Source organism: Polynucleobacter sp. CS-Odin-A6 (assembly GCF_018882095.1).
Lineage (GTDB): Bacteria > Pseudomonadota > Gammaproteobacteria > Burkholderiales > Burkholderiaceae > Polynucleobacter.
On record NZ_JACVPD010000003.1, the window covers coordinates 1 to 18208 of the forward strand.

Below are 18208 nucleotides of genomic sequence, written 5' to 3' on the forward strand. Positions count from 1 at the left end.
AATTACTCACAGGCTAAGCTTAATGCCATAGCTAGGAAACTGAATGAGCGCCCTAGAAAGACACTAAACTATCAAACACCGGCAGAACGTTTTGCCCAATCTGTTGCGTTGACCGGTTGAATCCAAGGTCGTTAGCGGTCAATGGCCAAACAAGCGTTACTTTAGTAACGCTTATGCATTACACAGTTTATTGCACAGTACCATTTATATTCTGTAAGTCATTGAAATATATACATATTCCAGCAGCCACGAATTCTTCTAAGGCGTAGGTCGCACGTTCGAATCGTGCTGGGCAGGCCAAACTTTCCGATTAGATAAAGTCAAAATACTCTGTTTGTTAGGCTTTATTGACCAAGCTTACTTATTTTATGGGGCGCCGTAATAGGGCGTAGTATTGAGTAATTATTTAAATAAGGGGCGGGTATGTCAATACGCATTAATGATCTTTCACCAAACTTTACTGCTGAATCAACCGCTGGTAAATTAACTTTGCATGATTGGATTGGGGATAGCTATGCTATTTTGTTTTCACATCCTAAAGATTTCACACCAGTATGTACTACTGAGTTTGGTGCAGTAGCCCAACTGGCTCTCGAGTTCGCCAAACGAAATACTAAGGTAATGGGTATCTCAGTTGATAGTGTAGATGATCATCAAAAATGGAAAAAAGATATTGCTGCTTTTGCTGGTGTTCCTGCAGATTTTCCAATCATTGATGACACCTCACTAACAGTTGCTAAGCTCTATGATATGTTGCCAGCTGATGCCTATTTGCCAGATGGTCGTACTCCTGCACATAGCGCAACAGTTCGTACCGTATTTATTATTGGCCCTGATAAAAAGTTACGCTTAACGATGTCTTACCCAATGTCTGTTGGCCGTAATTTTGCTGAAATTCTTCGGGCGCTAGATGCTATTCAGATAACAGACGGTGTTCCATTGGCAACGCCAGCAAACTGGGTTCCTGGCCAAGATGTAATCGTGGCGCTGGCTTTAAATGATGATCAAGCCAGCGCTCGCTATGGCGTACTAGATATTAAGTTGCCTTATCTACGTTACGCTAAAGATCCAAAAAAGTAGCCAGCATTGATTTAAACTCAAGAGGTCCACTAAATAAATTAAGCTTTCTTAGCGTAGGCAGAACACCAACCCTTGCTTGAAACTTGTTTGCCAGCGAAGAGGGCGCAACCACCTGCAGCAGAACCTGCGGCACCTTGATACAGGGCGCAATTACTGCAAGCCTGTGGGGCAGCATATTTTGCGAACTTGGCTTTATCTACAGTCATAGCGTTTGCTTTGTAACCTAAAGCGACGGCTTGTGGATCAGTTTCAGCAACCATGGCTTGGGCTTGAACTTTACCGTTTAGAGCTAGAGTACAAGCACCAGCAGCTGACAAAATCATAAATTGGCGACGACTATTTTTCATATTGACTCCAGGGTTAAAAAATAAAAAACTTCAAATACTTCTTAAAACGCATATTTAAGTTAATAACATTACCATGAATAGGGGTTTTTAGTATTAAGTTGAGTAATTCCTGAAATCACTCTGGGAGCAAATGCATCTATGCGAATATATGGACTCAAATCGTGCCCACCTAATTAAAAGCTGACACATCGATAGGTGGACACTCTAAGCCTATGTAATCCTTATGATTTATTTTTTATATTCCCCTTTATTGTAAATAGGAATAATTCTCATTATAATATCGAAATGAGAATTATTCTTATTCGGTAAACGGAAAAGGTGGTCGTATGATTGATTTTTTTATGGTCCTATTTCGCGAAGGCGTTGAATCCTTTTTGATCGTCGCAATTGCGATTGCCTTTATTAAGCAGTTAAAGCAAGAGCAGTTGCTACCAACCGTCTATGGCGCAATTGCTTCGGCTTTACTTTTCTCAATTGGGTTAGGTATTGTATTGGCCTATATTGGCGCCTTAAGTCCTTTATGGGAAGGTGCATTAGCCTTTCTTGCTGCAATCTTAATTCTTAGTTGCACAATTCAGATGATTCGTTTGGGCCCAAAGATGGGTGCAATGATTCGTCAACAGTTAAGCGATATTACAAATAGAAATGAAAGCCTCTCTAGAGTCGGTCTTTTTGCGTTTATATTTTTAATGATTTCAAGAGAGGGTATTGAAAGTACCACCTTGGTTGCATCAATAGCTCAACAAAATAATACTGAAGCAATGCTAGTGGGTTGCGCGCTTGGAATAGTTGCTGCGACGATCTTATCCCTACTTTGGGTTCGTTATGGCAAGCAGATTAATCTAACTCTATTTTTTAATGCTAGCGCCATTTTTATGTCGCTATTTTTTATTCAATTGGTAGTTTATTCAATTCATGAATTTTCTGAGGCGAATGTATTGCCCTTGGTGGATAACGTAAGAATTCATTTATTGACTGAGCCATACGGGCCCGAAGGAGAAATTGGTACCTGGATCTCGTACATCATTGTAGTAATTCCAATGCTGTATGTTGTTGTTCAAATGCTCAAAAATTCTGGAAATAAAAGCGTTTCAGTTTGATTTAGCAAATAGCGGATTAAAGAATTAAAGATGGCGGTTCGTATCTGTTTTTTATCAATGTAGATTCAGATTCCAGTCTTCTGTCAGTTTCGTCTCGGGCGACCAAGACTCTCAATAGTCCACTTGTGGGCTATTTGATTTCATGGCTCAGGTCACACGCTATTAGTCTAGGATATTTTCACCAAGAACTGTCTTTTAAAAGGATGGTTATGAGTAGGGGGATTTTGACATCCTTGTAGTGATCGAATACCGGTTCAGTGACGCTGATTTAAGGTCGTTGCTGGTAACGTCGGGTAAACCGACATTTATGATTGCGATTAAGGGTTAATCCTAGCTATATTCAACCTCACTGAGGGCTAAATTGAATTGTCATAGTAAAAGCCAATTCAAGATTGTTATCGGTTGGAGGAGACACTAACCACCCTCGGGTGGTTTTTTATTTGTATAGGTTGGTGTGGCGTGTCGTTTAAAACGACAAATTTAGCAATCGGGTATAGTATCTGAACCATGTTGCTTCGCAAAAAAACGCTGGTTTTATTCATATGCTTTTTCATGATTGCATTCAAGGCGGCCGCTGGAAGTATTTTTATTCAAGCCGCAATTGAGCGGGCAGAGCTTGCTTATAGTTACGCCAACGGTTCAATAGTGATGCAAGTACAGAACATTGCAGAATCAGCAGATGACAAAGAGCCGGTTCACACCATGTACCTCATGAGTCATGTAACTGCAAATATTACCGAAATTGGGATTACTGTTTTTTCTCCACCGATTTCAGTTGCTACGTTTTCTATTGCAAATGAAGTTTTGTTTTCGCAAAACTTCCCCGACTCAGCCTTTAAGCCACCCAAAGTTACAGCCTAATTTTCTTAGGTGGGACATGCTTTAGCGGCATGCCTCTTTGCTATTTGGCTATAAATGTGTAGTCATGTTTGGGAAATTTCATCATGTTTAAATTTGTAAAAGTATTGCCTTTGGCGTTATTGGTTTTATTCGTTTCCGCTTGTAGTAGCGTTAAGTTAGATGAAACCAATGATGTCGCTACTGTAAATGCTGGCGGCTCAATGACTTACGATCCCATTAGTGATCCCAAGTCTAGTGTGTATGGCAAGCGATCCATTTATTTTGAGTTTGATAGCTATACCGTTGATCCGAAGTATGTTTCAACTATCTCCGCACACGCTGCTTACTTAAAATCGTTTCAAAAGCAAAAAGTCTCCGTGATCATTCAAGGCAATACCGACGATCGTGGAACTGCGGAATATAACTTAGCCCTAGGTCAAAAGCGCTCCGAATCTGTTAAGAAAGCCCTAGTTGCTCAAGGCGTTAGTGAATCTCAGTTAGAAGCCGTAAGCTTTGGTAAAGAAAAGCCTGCTGACCCTGCTCAGACAGAAGCGGCATTTAAAGAAAACCGCCGTGCTGATTTCGCATATCGCTAAACATAAAAGGCTATTTAATGAAAAATATATTCAAACTCAGTTTGATAGGGATTGCCTTCCTAAGTGGATGCGCAACAAACACTACATCCACTAGCCCGGTGCAGTCTGTTAAAGCGCCAGCACCAACGAAAGCAATAGCACCAATTCAGTCGGCCGCTGTTGCTAAACGACTCAATGACTGTATTGTGCGAACCAATCAAAGCGCCGATGCAACGCTGGTAGATAGTCAGATCATCGCCGTTACAAGGAACAATCCTCATGCAAAGGCTCTCTTTAATTCAGCCGATAAATTAACTGACCAGCAGATAATTGCGCTAAAAAGCTACTTGTCAGAAGCCAATACCTGTCGCCCAGTTGCTACTGAGGGCTTAAGCCCTGAGTTGAACTCAATTTATCAAGAGTTCTTTAAAAAAATTGATGGCGTCTATGCAGATCTCATTGCAAGAAAGATCACCATTGGTGTGGCTAATCAAGAAAGGCAATTACTCATTCAAGATGCTCGCATGAAGCGGTTAGCCGTGCAATCCAAAAAGAGTTAGCGAGCTTAATTTATGGCTAGATATAAATTTACATGCCACTCTTGCAGGTTCGAATGTATTAGTGGCATAGGTAGAGAGGTTGGGCCCCACTCCTCCAAAGTGGTGATGGTCTGTAAATCCTGCTCAACCATTGATGCTTATAAGGTTGCTCTCCCAGGGAGTATTAATACAGAAATTAGTATTTCACCTGCTTGTACAAGTTGCCTCTCGGGCAAGCATTTGGCGGAGTGGGATGGGCTTACTTGCCCACATTGCAATATGAATATGAGGGCAATAGGTGGTGATATAGATGCTGAGAAGACACGTTTCAAATACTGGTGAAGGTGAATTCTAATGAACATGAATAATAGAACTTTGGAAGAACTTTTTGAGCAATTAGGGCTTTCGTCACAAAAAATTCATATGGAGAGATACATAGAAAGGCATCAGCTCAAGCCAGGGTCAGCTCTTCACGATGCCATTTACTGGGCGCCAGATCAAAAAGCATTTTTGATTAAAGCTAAGGCCCAAGACTCAGAGTGGTCAGAGGCAGTTGATCAATTTGCTAATTTGCTCATAAAAAAGTTATCTGTTTGATACCTCGGCGATGAAGACCTTACAAAATAGTATTGCTATGAGTTTTGCTTATATTCCTGCCGGAAGTTTCTTAATGGGCAGTAATGAAACAGAAAATTCATTAAGACAAGATTTTCCTCAATATGAATTAGCCCGGCTCTCTGAATTTCATGATGAAAGCCCACCGCACAAGGTAATCATTACTAAGCCATTTTGGATGGGACAGCATCCTGTCACTATTAAGCAGTTTGAGTTATTTTTGACTCACTCTGGATATATACCCGAATCAATCCGTGATGGAACTGGTGGATATGGATTTAATCCACTGGATACTCACTTAAAGACTTCGGATGATGAGGTATTTGATGGTCGAAATATCCAGTATGCATGGGATGAAGCAGGGTTTACTCAGGCAGACGATTTTCCAGTGGTGAACATTACTTGGAATGATGCTAACGCTATGGCCAAGTGGTTAAGTGAGAAAGAGGGAAAAAAGTATCGACTGCCAACTGAAGCCGAGTGGGAATATGCCTGCCGAGCTGGCACGAATAGTAGGTACTTTACCGGTGACGATCCAAGTACGCTGATTTCACATGCCAAGGTATTTGACTTAGATACCCTAAAGATTTGGCCGCAGTGGAAACAGTATGCTCTTGACTTTCATAGTCATCATGAATTTGCCGCTCCCGTTGGGAGTTTTCTCCCGAACCCATTTGGTCTATATGACATGATCGGGAACGTATGGGAGTGGTGTTCTGATTGGTATGCTGAAAATTACTATCAATATTCACCTACCATTGATCCACAAGGTCCTAATGAGGGCGAGGCAAAAGTCAGGCGTGGCGGTTCATGGCACACATGGCCCTTATATTGTCGGTCTTCTTTTAGAAATGTGAATACGCCCGAGTCTCGTTACATCTTGTTAGGCATGAGGTTAGTATTAGAGGGCTCAGATTGAAAAAGATGATTTGGGTCTTTTATGACAGAATTGCCAAACAGTGGTATCCATAAAATAAAGCCAACGCTCCAGGACCATATGAAACTTCTTATTCTTACCATGATCATGATAGGTTCATCGTTAGCTATGGCTGATGACAAAATTTCTGATGATGAGATTAAGACAGTCTTAATTCAACAATCGATTCAATCCTATGGCGGCGAGTGTCCTTGTCCGTACAGTAAGTCACCCAAAGGCGTGCCATGTGGACTGAATAGTGCCTATTCCAAAATAGATCGATTTGCTATTTTGTGCTATCCATCAAATGTTACTCAAAAGATGATAATAGAATACCGAGACAAAAATGGGCTATGAAGGTGTGCTTTTAGTTATTGAATAAGGCATTGCACAGTTTATTACACAGTCCCGATTTAAGCGTCTAAGTCATTGAAATAATTGCATATTTCAGCAACCACGAATTCTTCTAAGGCGTAGGTCGCACGTTCGAATCGTGCTGGGCAGGCCAAACCACCATTAGTTCATATAAATCTAGGCTGAACTGGCTCGTTCCTGACCGAGCTCATTCATCTTATTGAGTACCCCAGAAAGGGCGTAGTAGATCTTGGAAGTCTCTCCGATGTGTCAACTAAACCAACCCTAAAGCTGATCCTGGCGGACTTTGGTCGACTCTGCGACTCTTTAAAGATCAGACCTTCTTTCCTTTTTTGTCCTTATTAAGAGGTTTTTTTAGATCGTTATTTGTTATAGTTAATCTAGAGTGCCCATTTCTTCAAATAGCCACTGTTTGGCATTATTATGTAAAAAAATTTAGCCCTGATTGATAACATTGTTCAACAAAACCTCAAACTTAACCCAATATAAAAAAATGCCTTTTCAGGGCATTTTGGGCGAGGGCAGTACCATTGAGGGCAAGCTAGAGGCCAATGGAAACTTCCGCATTTTGGGAAAAATTACAGGTGATATTTTGGAGGCTGATGGCGGGATTGGTATCCTAGTGATTGATAAATCAGCCCATATTCAAGGCAACATCTATTGGGCTAACTTAATTATTGTGGGTACCGTAGATGGCAATATTTTTGCCAGTGGTTCCGTTGAGATTTATCCGAGCGCTATTATTCGAGGTGATATTCAGTGTAAGCAGCTTAATATTCACCCAGAAGCCAAAGTCAATGGCAGGCTAAATTGCTTTGATCCAGACCAAAAGCTTGCTGATAATCTGCAGACTGTCTCAATAAACACAAACCAATCATTTGTCTAGATTCATAGTCTAATTATTATGAAAAATCACTCTTCTATCGCTTATATATTAGGGGAAAATTTCAAAAAAGCTAGAGAAGCAAAAGAAATATCAATTGAAGATTTAGCTAGAGAAGTTACTCTTTCCAAAACACATATTGAACAAATAGAAAATGGGCAAAGTAATGCCTTCTATTCTGAATCAATCAAAATGGTTGCTGCAAAAAAGATTGCATTAGCATTAGGATTAAGCGAAGAGGAGGCTTTTTTGATAAAGCAGCAAGCACTTGATTTGCAAATCATGCCAGAGACTCCTCAAGCTCCTGTCAAGGAGCTATTGACCCCAAAGCCTGTTACCTCAGAGCGGTTGGATCAAAAAGAGTTAGTAGAGAAAAGTCCCAAACCCATTACTAGTAAAAACAAAGAAAATTCTGCAGCAAAGATTGTGCGAAAAATTTCAATTTTGATTAAGGAAAAGATAGCCAGCTACCAAACTGTATTTCCTATACAAGCAGCTTTATCTTTGGGGGTCATTTTGGGGGTAGCGATATTGGTTATTTTATTTAAACCCCAGCCTGATGGGGCTGAGGCTAGACTAACTATTTCTGCTGAACCTTTGATTGAAGCCAAGGATGCCCAAGAGCCAATCAATAAAGCTCAAGATAATCCTGAGATAGTCAAAGAAAATGCTCCAGTAGTAGCTCCACCAGAAAGGTAAGTACGGTAAAGCCTTTTTTGAACTTGATGATTTACTGTCGGTTCGACCGACTCTACTTCTGTTAATGCTAGACACTAACCAGAGAATTCCACTACGAACCACAGATCTCGGTGCCTACTGAACACCTGATCTTGTCGGGCTTATGTCATTGTCTAAGCTATTGTTTTAGCTCATTTTTAAAGCTTCTAAGGCGTAGGTCGCACGTTCGAATCGTGCTGGGCAGGCCAAAACTTCCTTGGCCGATGACATAACACAAAAAAATCTTATTTCCAGTCGTTGACACGCATTCGTAATATTTCGTTGTCATATTGTCTGCATGTCATTATTTACCTGTGCCTTAGCTGACTTATACCAAGAAAAGGGCGATCTTTTTTATGATGGTGAAGGGATCTCTCAATTAGCCCACGCTTGGCAATGCGGGCAGCTTGCTAAGGCAGGTGGTGCCAGCCCTAAATTGCAATTAGCAGCTTGGCTGCATGACATTGGCCATCTTTTGTCTAAAAAAGAAGGCACTCCAACAACTTATGGGCACGATGATCGTCATGAGCATGTCGGCGGCAATTACCTCCTTAGCGTTTTTTCTGAAGAAGTGAGTCAGCCGGTACTGATGCATGTTTTGGCCAAACGTTACTTAGTGACTACATATCCAGACTATCGCAAAGCTTTGTCTGCTGACTCAATTAGAAGCTTAGAACTTCAGGGTGGCGCTATGTCTGAAAATGAGTGCTCCCAATTTATAGCCCTCCCTTTTGCAAAAGATGCCGTGTCATTACGAAGGTGGGATGATCTTGCTAAAAATCCTGATCTAAACATGCCCGCAAAAGCAGATGCGATAGCTGAGTTGCTCAATTTAGCCGAGGAGTGTCAATGAGTAGCGTACTGACAATCAAGGCAGCAACTAAGACATTCCATTCAAGCGGAAAGAAGAATCAGGCCTTAAGTAATGTCACCATAGATATTGTCGCTGGCGAGAGGGTGGCATTAATTGGTGCTTCAGGATCTGGTAAATCTACTCTGATTAGAGCGATTTCCGGCTTAGAGACTCTAGATAAAAGTAGCGGTGAATTATCCATTAATGGTCGCGAAATTCAGTCTCATGGACAGCTCTCTCATAACGTACGTCAAATTCGAAATGAAATCGGTATCATTTTCCAGCAATTTAACTTAGTCAATCAATTAGATGTAATGACTAATGTCTTAATTGGTATTTGCCCTCAAAAGAATATTTTCGAGATTATTTGTAGAAGATTTTCCTTAGAAGAAAAGGCTAGGGCATTGGATGCCCTAGATAAGGTCGGATTAGCTGATTTTGCCTATCAAAGGTCCTCAACCCTGTCTGGTGGACAGCAACAACGAGTGGCGATTGCTAGGGCATTGATTAAGGGCGCAAAAATTGTATTGGCAGATGAGCCGGTAGCGTCATTAGATCCCGAGTCCGCCAGAAAGGTAATGGAAACGATCGTTAATTTGTCTCAAAAATTGGATCTAACATTTATGACGAGCTTGCATCAGATTCCAGTTGCCAGGAAGTATTGCGAGAGAACGATCGCCCTGAATAAAGGCATTGTAGTTTTCGATGGTCCGACAAAGGATTTAAGTGCCTTCATATTGGCAGAGTTATACGGATCCAATTTGGAAGATTTGGAGATGGATGCAGATTCTTCTTCTCTTGAAGAGTCCAGTATTTCAGAGCCAAAACTCACATTAGTTCACTAGGTATTAATTTTTATTGGGAGATTGAAATGAAGTTAAGCAAAATACTAATGGCAGGCTTTATGGTTTTATCAGTTTGCTTAGTGCAGGCTAAAGAAATTAGTTTTGGTGTTATCTCAACAGATTCTGCGTCTGCGCAAAGGGATCGTTGGGAGCCGTTCTTCAGAGACATGGAGAAGCAAACTGGCCTCAAGGTCAAATCTTTCTATGCGCCAGACTATGCTGGAGTGATTGAGGCGATGCGCTTTAATAAGGTGCAAGTAGCTTGGTTTGGAAATAAAGCGGCTATGGAGGCAGTTGATCGTGCTAGCGGTGAAGTATTTGCGCAAGTAGTTTTTGCTGACGGCGCTTTAGGATACACATCCTATTTAATTACTCAAAAAGACTCCCCATATAACAATGTGGATGATGTGATTAAAAATGGTAAGAGCATTAATTTTGGCATTGGAGATCCGAATTCAACATCTGGATTTCTTGTCCCAACCTATTACATCTTCTCCAAGCGAAATATAGACGCAAGAGATACCTTTAAAACAGTAAGAAATGCAAGTCACGGTGCAAATCTTCAGGCGATCCTAGCAAAACAGCTTGATGTCGCGACCAACAATTCTGAAGAGATTGATCGCTTGACGGCAACTAAGCCTGAAGCAGCTCAGGAGATCAAGATTATTTGGAAAAGCCCATTAATTCCTAGCGATCCATTTGTATGGCGTACCGATTTAGATAAAGATACAAAAGAGAAATTAAAAAAGTTTGTATACAACTATGCTAAGTCAAATCCGGAAGAAAAGGCTGTACTCAAGAATATCTATAACTATGGCGGATTTAGACCTTCTACGAATGCTCAATTAAATCCTATTCGTCAATTGGAGTTATTCAAAGAGTTACGTAAGGTAGAGATCGATAACACGATTAGCGATGCAGATAAAGCTAAAAAAGTGGCTGAATTGAATGAGGCATTAGCTAAGATTAAATGAGCGACTACGCTTCAGAGCTCTCATTAAATCGAGTCAAAGTACGCGCTTTTGAAGAGAGGCATGGCCTATCCTATTACCTAGGGTGGGCCTTGTTCTTTTTAGTATTGACTTGGGCTTGGCAGGGTGCAGAAATGCGCCCCTTAGATCTGATTAAAGATTCTGGGAATATGAGCAAGTATGCCGCTGATTTTTTCCCGCCCAACTTTAAAGACTGGAAGCTCTATGTGAGTGAGATGCTGGTAACAGTTCAAATTGCAATTTGGGGGACTTTATTAGCAATCTTAGCTGCAGTACCTCTAGGTTTATTAAGTGCATCTAATGTGGTGAGTCCATGGGTATATCAACCCGTACGCCGCCTAATGGATGCATTTCGTGCCATCAATGAGATGGTATTTGCAATGTTGTTTATTGTGGCTGTCGGCTTAGGACCTTTTGCAGGGGTGCTTGCATTGTTTGTCCACACAACCGGAACACTGGCTAAGCTGTTTTCAGAAGCTGTAGAAGCGGTAGATCCAAGACCTATTGAAGGAATTAGGGCAACGGGTGCTCATCCTATTGCTGAAATTGTGTATGGAATTTTGCCCCAAGTAATGCCGTTGTGGGTTTCTTATTCCCTATATCGCTTTGAGTCAAATGTCCGCTCGGCGTCCGTTGTTGGCATGGTAGGAGCGGGCGGAATTGGAGTCATTTTGTATGAAGTCATACGCGGCTTCCAATACCCTCAAACTTGTGCAGTGTTGATTATTTTGATTGCAACGGTAACCATGATCGACTTGATTTCTTCCTATTTAAGGAAGCTTGCAAGTTAAATAATGTTTAAGCCCAGTATTTATTTCGGTGCCGGATCTATTCTAGAGTTAGGAAATCTTTATCCTGATCATGGATTTCATATTCTACGAATTCCAGAGATATCTAGCGAAGAGTTGAAAAAAATACGAACTGCCTTGCAAGGTAGGATTCTTTCTGAAACCCTCTACGAAAAGGGGATGCCAGATACTGCGACCATTCAAGAGCTTCAGGATGATTTTTGGAACCGAGCCGATTTAAAAAAATCAGCATTGCTGGGAATAGGGGGTGGCAGCGTGATGGATGTGGCGAAAGTATTGCGTTATAAGCCTGATGGAGCTGCTTGGTTGAGTAAACATCTTGATATATCAATGGATGATGAATCCTATCTCAAAATACCCTTGTTGCTAGCTGCAACAACAGCTGGAACAGGCAGTGAGGTCACGCCCACTGCAACTATCTGGGATTTTACAAAACAGCGTAAACATTCATTTTTTGGGCCTGAAGTTTTTGCTAATGTAGCGATCGTCGATCCTTGCCTATGTCTTGGTGCTCCGTGGGTCATTTCGCGAGATGCCGCAATCGATGCCCTTTCACATGCTTTAGAGGCGATTTGGAATAGCAATAGAACAGAAGAAACCACTCGTCTTGCCATCTTTGCAGCCAAAAAAATCTGTCATTACTTACCTCTGATTCAAGTTGATTTAGATAATTTAGAATCACGTACACATCTTTCAGAAGCAGCCTTATCTGCTGGTTTGGCCATGGCAACAACACAAACAGCACTCGTGCATGCTTTATCCTACGCTGAAACAGCAATAAATCAAAAAAGTCACGGTCAATCCTGTGCCTATTGGTTACCTTATGTATGGCAATTATTAATCGAGAGTGATTGTGATCCTAAGATATTGTTAAGCTTGAATCAGGCTGTAGATCAGTTTTTTTCAACTCCAGTAGAAATGCACCAATGGTTGCATACTTTAGGCTTGACTTCATATTCACCACTAGAGCGAGATAGAAGAGTGGAAGAGCAGGTCAACACAGTGAGGCTTTCTGCTCGTGGAAAGAATTTTGCAGGATTTAGGATAAATGGCGAATAAAAAGTATGACTTCTTAGTAGTTGGCTCTGGCATTGTGGGCCTAGCTCACGCTTATGAAGCTAAAAAAAGGGGTTTATCAGTCGCCATTGTTGAGCAAAATACTCGCTGTACTGGGGCCTCTATCCGTAATTTTGGTTTTATCACAGTGTCGGGGCAAGGTGCTCGGGATACCTGGCGAAGGGCAGTGTATTCAGCGCAAGTTTGGAAAGAATTAGCTGCCTTGGCGGAGATCAAAATCGTACATCAGGGTACTTGGATTTTATGCGAGCGTCCCGAGGCGGTTGAGGTTGCAAAAGCTTTTCTTCAAACTCCTATGGGTGCTAGCTGTGAGTACTATCCTCAAACTAGTTATTCAAAGTTAGAGTCTCTAGGGTTTAAAAACACTGCTAACCTCAATTTAAAGAATTCATTAGGTCTTCTGTACAGCCCCCACGAATTTCGAGTTGAGTCTAAAAAGGCAATTCCACAGCTAGCCAATTACTTGCAAAATGTCATCGGTGTGGATTTTTATTGGGAGACCGAGGTCTTATCAATTCAGGGGTCATCGGTTCATACGTCAGATCAACAATTTGATGCTCAAAGAATTGTGTTGTGTCCTGGCGCCGAGCTAACAGGAATAGCCAAACCCTATATTGAGAAACATGACTTAAAACTATGCACTCTTCAAATGCTCAGAATCAAAGTGCAGGATGGCTTTATCCTTCCGGGTAGCGTGATGACAGATAACAGCTTAGCTAGATACTTGGGGTGGTCGGAATTGCCTGAAGCTAAAGCTCTTAAAGAGCGGATCGCAATAGAGATGCCTGAATATGTTGAGAATGGTATACATTTGATTGTCGTGCAGAGTGCGGATGGTAGCCTCGTAGTTGGCGATTCACATCACTATGGATCTTCCGAAAATGTATTTGCGAGTGAAAAAATTGAACAGCTGATTATTCAATTACTGTATCGAGTTTTAAGCATTTCTGAGCACAGAGTGGTGGAGCGTTGGATTGGAGTGTATCCATCCTCAAATACATGCGATGCACTAATTCAAAAAGTATCACCCGAGATGAGGGTCGCCATAGTCAGCAGTGGAACAGGGGCAAGCACAGCTTTTGGGCTTGCAAAAGATAATTTTGATGAATGGTTAAGGTAATGATTAAAACTTCAGTTGAAGCAATTATTTTCGATTGGGCTGGTACAACAGTAGACTTTGGAAGTAGGGCCCCTATGGGCGCCTTCGTCAAACTATTCCAATCTGAAGGAATTGAGATGACCATTCCTCAAGCCCGTATTCCAATGGGAATCAATAAGTGGGATCATATTAATGCACTCTTAAGCCTTTCGGAAATTCAATCTCAATGGTTTAAGATGCATGGAAAATCGCATACTGATGCTGATGTTGATCGTCTGTTAGATATTTTTGTTCCCATGAATAAGGTCAGCATTCGAGAGTGCGGCCAACTGATTCCAGGTGTAGCAGAGCTAAGCAAAACACTCCGTGAGCGCCATATTAAAATTGGATCTACAACTGGATATACAAAAGAGCTTTTAGACATATTGTTGCCAATTGCTAAGGAGCAGGGATATGAGGCTGATGCCCTCTCATACTCCGGTGATACTCAACTTGGTAGGCCATCCGCTCAAATGATGCACAAATGTGCGGTGCAACTGGGATTAGATAACCCGCTCGCATTCATTAAGGTCGATGATACCGAGCCGGGGATTCAGGAAGGTAAGGCTTTTGGTTGCTGGACTGTTGGTGTAGCAGTCAGTGGCAATGCGCTTGGTCTTTCTTTTGAAGAGTTGAATGCGATGCCAGATGGAGAGGCTAATCGTCTTAAAAATTCAGCGAGACTGAAAATGCAAGAAATGCACCCTGATTACGTGATTGATTCTGTTGCGGATTTACTGCCCATTATCGATGAGATTAATACACGTTTAGACTTGGGTGAAAAACCAAACTCTTACAATAACTAGCTTAGGGTATCTGAGAAATAGGTTGCAAGTTCGAATCGTACTAGGCAGGAGAATTCTTGAGGGCAAAAGGAATGAGCTAACAGTTGATAAAAGCCCTTTTTAGCAATGCTGATAGTGCTTATTCTTCCAGCAAGCTCCTTAGCATCCAAGCGGTTTTCTCATGGATATCTTGTCGTTGAGTAAGTAAATCAGCTGTTGGCTGATCATTTGCTTTTTCTACCAAGGGAAAAAGTTTACGAGCAGTTTTCGCTGTGGCTTCTTGTGCTTTGACAAGATGTTGAATCATATCTATTGCCTTTGGTACCCCCTCAACTTCTTTGATTGAGGTTAGTTTTGCAAACTCCTTATAAGTGCCCGGTGCTGGCTCACCAAGTGCCCTGATGCGTTCTGCGATTAAATCGAGCGCTGCCCATTGTTCTGTGTATTGAGCCATGAACATGGTGTGTAGGGTGTTAAACATCGGACCCTTCACATTCCAATGAAAGTTATGAGTCATCAAATATAAGGAATAGCTGTCAGCTAATAGCCCTGACAATCCTTTAGCAATCGCTTTACGATCCTTTTCGCTGATCCCAATATTCATTTTTGCGCTCATTTCATACTCCTCTTTTCGTTGAAAACCCTGTTTTGAAATCATTGTTCCATCATCCGCCTATTTTGTTTCTAAAGGAATGAAATCACAATACAAAAGTCAATTTTTAAGCATTTGCAGAGGCTTTTTTACCGTCATGTAAATTTCATAAATCCAATTTAATATATTGCAGTGCAATATTGGTTGTAATTCCTATTAGTACTTTTTTAAGGAGAATCACGATGTATCAAACAGAGAAATTGATTGCAGCACAAGCAAAAGCCATTGAATCAGCGCAAGAGTTGGCACAGTTAGCTATTGATAATGCCAAGGCGATCACTGATATACACTTTGACGTTACTAAAGAGGCAGTAACTTCAACTCAAGCTAAAGCTGCACACATCCTTAGGATAAAAGATGCTAAAGAGGCTTTGGAGTTATTCAGGGTTGAAGAAGCTCAAGAAGTGATCTCTGAGGTGTCAGCTGTTCAGAGTAGGGTCAATAAAGTGATCAGTAAGAGTAATAAAGAGGTGGTAATAATGATTGAATCCGCCATTGATGACTCTCAAGCCGAATTAAGACAAATGGCTAAAGAGATCACTGGTATGGCTCCAGTGGGTTCAGCTTCAGCAGTAACTGCATTTGACTACATGTTTGATGCTGCCTTACAGAGCTTTGATCAGGCCTATGCGGTATCAAAAGATGCCTATACCAGTTTTGAAAAAACTATGGAAAGCACTTTAAGCGCATTTCAGGGGCAATTGATGTCAGCCAAAAAGACAGCGGCTAAAAAGACAAAGGCTATCGCTGCTTAACTGGTGCTATGACCTTAAAGAGCAAATCCCCGTCAGTAGCGGTCGGGGATTTGCTTTTAGCACTACTCTTAGTGAGGGATTATGAGTGGTGATTATGTTAATTCAGATACTTCTTTATATTAGAGCTATATGACCCAGTTGATCGAATTAACTTACATAAGCGAGCCTGCCCAAGAAATGTCCTTTCTAGGTCTAATGCGCTTGCTCTATCACTCGTATTTGAGTAACACTCATGATGGAATTACAGGCGCCTTAATTTTTGAAAATAATCGCTTTGGTCAAATCATTGAGGGACCCAAAGTCCAAATTGAAGATTTGTGGAAAAAAATTCAAAAAGATAGTAGACATAAAAATGTTCGTCTCATAGATTCAAAGCCAATTGACCATAGAAGTTTTAGTAAGTGGACAATGGTTTTTCAGGGCAGTGAGGAAGTGGCCCAACAATTACCTGAAGTCGCAGCAGCTGTTGAAGATGTGAATTTTCCAATTGGGCATCCCCTCCTAGTTGCTCTTAGGGATTTGAAGTAATCCATCGATTTCAATTGCTGAGATTTTAACTACCAAAAAGTTAAAAATAGCATACTTGAAATAAAGAACACATTAATGGGCTCCAAATACAAATTCGAATGTAGTTCTTGTAAGCTGCAATGCATTAGTGAAATTGGAGTCGAAATGAGTCTTCATCACATGACGGTTGCTATGGTGTGTCACTCATGCACTGACTTTGATAGTTACACATTGGCAAAACCAGGTTGTATTAACCCCGAGCTCAGTACCAGGCCAGCTTGTAAAACTTGCCACTCCTTGGACGGCTTAGAGCCGTGGGATGGTTTAACTTGCCCTCATTGCGAGGGTCATATGAGGGTGATCGGGAATCCCTTGGGGACTAAGAGATCTTCCAAATAGTAGTGAGGCAGGCCTGAGCACTGACTGTCGGCTTTACCGGCTCCAATCAATTCCGCTGCTCTGGGTGAATATCCCACAACTGATCTTGTCAGGTTTAAGACTTAGCTACTTAGCTACTTAGCTACTTAGCTATTTAGCCTCTGCTGAGTAGTGAGCGCTCGGCTTTTACTTTTAATTTCAATGAAGAATCACTTGGGACGTTAATACTGGAGACTTCTAGCCTCTATGTACTTATTTAGATCTTTGAGCAAAACGGTATTGTGCCGCTCACTTTTTTCATCAGAATTTAATTTAAAAGCAGTGCGCGTATCAATTAAGATCTCCCCCTTCTTTGCTCCGCGGGATAAATTCATGGCATGATCTCCGACCTCTCCAATTGCTGAATAGACCTCTCGATCAAGAACTTTAAACATATTTAACAGGGCATAGCCAGTTGCGATACCCGTCCCTAGGGACAACGATTCGGTGTAGCCCTTTTCGGCCCAACGAACCTTGAGATTAATAAAGGCAGTATTAAATCGTTTAGCCAAACTAACTGCCTGTAAGGTTGGGTTTTCTACGGGTATGGGATCATTAAAAAAGATGACAACTTCATCGCATGAAAACCGCTGCACTTTTCCAAAGAACTGACTGATTAATTTACCCAAAACTTGATGCACTTCACTCAAAATGACCATGACCTCTTCTGCTTGTCGGTCGCTGGCTAGGTAGCTAAAGCCACGTAATTCAATAAAAACAATGGTGATTTCACTTCGATGCGCTTGATGCAAATTGACTTGATTTTCACTGACGCTGATTTCTGCAGCGGTTGGCGATACGTATGTTTTGAGGTGATTTAAGCCCTCAATTTCTTTAGTTTGCTGGACAACCTTTTTCTCTAATTCTTTGCGAATATGAGCAATTTTGAGCAAGGATTCAATCCTTGCAAATAATTCAGCCTGATTAAGGGGTTTAGTTAAAAAATCATCTGCGCCTGCTTCAATGCCCTTGATCTTTTCAAGGGCGGGATCGAGTGCTGTTAGCATGACTACAGGTACTGACATTGTCGCTGGATCTTGTCGAATAGCTGTACACACCTCATACCCTGACATTTCGGGCATCATCACATCTAGTACCACTAAATCGGGTATCGACTCTTTCATAGCCGCTAAAGCCTCAGCACCACTAGATGCTGTGCGGACTTTATAGTTGCGACTCTCTAAAACCGCCTGCAGTAAATCGAGATTTACTGCTGTGTCATCCACTATTAAAATAGTTGCGTCATTCATCGCTTCCTTCATGTTGAATTTACATTAGCGCAAAGTATCTGCTGCTGGTTAAATGCGTCTTGAGCGTAAACTAGAATAGTTAAAGCTTATGTACGCGATCGAACATATAGGTTCACTTTTAAAGCTTCCAAGGGGTTGTTA

At 41.4% G+C, this 18208-nt stretch carries 21 protein-coding genes and 1 pseudogene; 19 read left to right on the top strand and 3 right to left on the bottom strand.

Features of this window, described 5'->3' with window-relative positions:
- Positions 1-120, top strand: a pseudogene (locus ICN15_RS07490) (IS30 family transposase); the annotation flags it as partial.
- A 303-nt stretch (positions 121-423) separates the two neighbouring features.
- On the top strand, positions 424-1080 hold the full coding sequence (locus ICN15_RS07495) for a peroxiredoxin (protein WP_216202097.1): 657 nt from the start codon (positions 424-426) through the stop codon (positions 1078-1080).
- Between the two features lie 38 nt (positions 1081-1118).
- Here the strand turns inward: ICN15_RS07495 and ICN15_RS07500 are convergent, their stop codons facing one another.
- Positions 1119-1427, bottom strand: coding sequence for a high-potential iron-sulfur protein (locus tag ICN15_RS07500; protein ID WP_216202098.1), 309 nt, complete (start codon positions 1425-1427; stop codon positions 1119-1121).
- 326 nt (positions 1428-1753) lie between these two features.
- On the opposite strand from ICN15_RS07500, the gene ICN15_RS07505 reads away from it, so the two are divergent.
- The 15 genes from ICN15_RS07505 (at position 1754) to phnX (ending at position 14507) form a co-directional block, all read left to right on the top strand.
- Entirely contained in the window at positions 1754-2527 is a 774-nt protein-coding gene (locus ICN15_RS07505) for an FTR1 family protein (RefSeq protein ID WP_216202099.1), read from the top strand.
- A 552-nt stretch (positions 2528-3079) separates the two neighbouring features.
- Positions 3080-3388 (top strand): hypothetical protein, encoded by a 309-nt coding sequence (locus ICN15_RS07510; RefSeq protein WP_215319339.1) that lies wholly within the window; start codon positions 3080-3082, stop codon positions 3386-3388.
- Between the two features lie 83 nt (positions 3389-3471).
- Positions 3472-3963 (top strand): peptidoglycan-associated lipoprotein Pal, encoded by a 492-nt coding sequence (pal, locus tag ICN15_RS07515; protein ID WP_216202100.1) that lies wholly within the window; start codon positions 3472-3474, stop codon positions 3961-3963.
- Positions 3964-3980: 17 nt separating this feature from the next.
- Positions 3981-4502, top strand: a complete 522-nt coding sequence (locus tag ICN15_RS07520; RefSeq protein WP_216202101.1) for a hypothetical protein — start codon at positions 3981-3983, stop codon at positions 4500-4502.
- A 333-nt stretch (positions 4503-4835) separates the two neighbouring features.
- Entirely contained in the window at positions 4836-5078 is a 243-nt protein-coding gene (locus ICN15_RS07525) for a DUF2789 family protein (protein ID WP_216202102.1), read from the top strand.
- A gap of 10 nt (positions 5079-5088) precedes the next feature.
- Positions 5089-6015 (top strand): formylglycine-generating enzyme family protein, encoded by a 927-nt coding sequence (locus tag ICN15_RS07530; protein WP_216202103.1) that lies wholly within the window; start codon positions 5089-5091, stop codon positions 6013-6015.
- An 865-nt stretch (positions 6016-6880) separates the two neighbouring features.
- A complete protein-coding gene (locus ICN15_RS07535; protein ID WP_216202104.1) occupies positions 6881-7273 on the top strand; it encodes a polymer-forming cytoskeletal protein in 393 nt (130 codons plus the stop codon).
- An 18-nt stretch (positions 7274-7291) separates the two neighbouring features.
- Positions 7292-7969 (top strand): RodZ family helix-turn-helix domain-containing protein, encoded by a 678-nt coding sequence (locus ICN15_RS07540; protein WP_216202105.1) that lies wholly within the window; start codon positions 7292-7294, stop codon positions 7967-7969.
- A gap of 316 nt (positions 7970-8285) precedes the next feature.
- Positions 8286-8840 carry a phosphohydrolase gene (locus ICN15_RS07545; protein WP_216202106.1) on the top strand — a complete coding sequence of 185 codons (555 nt, stop codon included), beginning with the start codon at positions 8286-8288 and terminating at the stop codon, positions 8838-8840.
- Positions 8837-9685: a phosphonate ABC transporter ATP-binding protein gene (gene phnC, locus ICN15_RS07550; protein ID WP_216202107.1), complete on the top strand. Its 849-nt coding sequence runs from the start codon at positions 8837-8839 to the stop codon at positions 9683-9685. Before ICN15_RS07545 ends, phnC begins: the two co-directional genes overlap by 4 nt.
- 26 nt (positions 9686-9711) lie before the next feature.
- Positions 9712-10659, top strand: a complete 948-nt coding sequence (gene phnD, locus ICN15_RS07555) for a phosphonate ABC transporter substrate-binding protein (RefSeq protein WP_216202108.1) — start codon at positions 9712-9714, stop codon at positions 10657-10659.
- The gene (phnE, locus tag ICN15_RS07560; RefSeq protein ID WP_216202109.1) at positions 10656-11468 is read left to right on the top strand and encodes a phosphonate ABC transporter, permease protein PhnE; all 813 of its coding nucleotides are present in this window, start codon (positions 10656-10658) and stop codon (positions 11466-11468) included. The genes phnD and phnE overlap by 4 nt, the downstream gene beginning before the upstream one ends.
- Positions 11469-11471: 3 nt before the next feature.
- Positions 11472-12545 carry an iron-containing alcohol dehydrogenase gene (locus ICN15_RS07565; protein ID WP_216202110.1) on the top strand — a complete coding sequence of 358 codons (1074 nt, stop codon included), beginning with the start codon at positions 11472-11474 and terminating at the stop codon, positions 12543-12545.
- Positions 12535-13683, top strand: coding sequence for a TIGR03364 family FAD-dependent oxidoreductase (locus ICN15_RS07570; RefSeq protein ID WP_216202111.1), 1149 nt, complete (start codon positions 12535-12537; stop codon positions 13681-13683). The genes ICN15_RS07565 and ICN15_RS07570 overlap by 11 nt, the downstream gene beginning before the upstream one ends.
- Positions 13683-14507: a phosphonoacetaldehyde hydrolase gene (phnX, locus tag ICN15_RS07575; RefSeq protein WP_216202112.1), complete on the top strand. Its 825-nt coding sequence runs from the start codon at positions 13683-13685 to the stop codon at positions 14505-14507. Before ICN15_RS07570 ends, phnX begins: the two co-directional genes overlap by 1 nt.
- 118 nt (positions 14508-14625) lie before the next feature.
- Here phnX and ICN15_RS07580 read toward each other — a convergent pair whose 3' ends face one another.
- Positions 14626-15102 (bottom strand): Dps family protein, encoded by a 477-nt coding sequence (locus ICN15_RS07580; RefSeq protein WP_216202113.1) that lies wholly within the window; start codon positions 15100-15102, stop codon positions 14626-14628.
- A gap of 218 nt (positions 15103-15320) precedes the next feature.
- Here ICN15_RS07580 and ICN15_RS07585 point away from each other — a divergent pair, with 218 nt between their 5' ends.
- Positions 15321-15893: a phasin family protein gene (locus ICN15_RS07585; RefSeq protein ID WP_216202114.1), complete on the top strand. Its 573-nt coding sequence runs from the start codon at positions 15321-15323 to the stop codon at positions 15891-15893.
- Between the two features lie 129 nt (positions 15894-16022).
- The gene (locus tag ICN15_RS07590; protein ID WP_216202115.1) at positions 16023-16421 is read left to right on the top strand and encodes a BLUF domain-containing protein; all 399 of its coding nucleotides are present in this window, start codon (positions 16023-16025) and stop codon (positions 16419-16421) included.
- 578 nt (positions 16422-16999) lie between these two features.
- Here the strand turns inward: ICN15_RS07590 and ICN15_RS07595 are convergent.
- On the bottom strand, positions 17000-18067 hold the full coding sequence (locus ICN15_RS07595; RefSeq protein WP_216202116.1) for a response regulator: 1068 nt from the start codon (positions 18065-18067) through the stop codon (positions 17000-17002).
- Positions 18068-18208: the final 141 nt, after the last annotated feature.